We start from the raw sequence: 223 nt of genomic DNA, 5'->3' as shown, positions 1-223 counted from the left end.
TACAAAGTTTACACCCTCTTTTACTTTGTGGGTAGCTGTTTTTATACCATCGACGGCTGCTTTTCCAGCTTTCCCAGCCACCATTGTTATTCCTTCGCCTAACCCTTTTCCGACCTTTACAATCGTCTTGCCGAAACCAGAAACTACATATTTTATTCCTTTTCCAACTAGACTTACAGCTTTTCCAATTGGGACAAAGTTTAAAAGCGCCCATCCCGCGGCA

At 43.0% G+C, this 223-nt stretch carries 1 pseudogene; it reads right to left on the bottom strand.

Annotation, left to right across the window (positions count from 1 at the left end):
* A pseudogene (locus MR063_RS21710) lies at positions 1–223 on the bottom strand (WXG100 family type VII secretion target); the annotation flags it as partial.

Source organism: Bacillus cereus group sp. BfR-BA-01492 (assembly GCF_022662815.1).
Classification (GTDB): domain Bacteria; phylum Bacillota; class Bacilli; order Bacillales; family Bacillaceae_G; genus Bacillus_A; species Bacillus_A cereus_BD.
The sequence above is the reverse complement of the archived record's forward strand: the minus strand, read 5'-3'. Positions and strand labels throughout refer to the sequence as shown.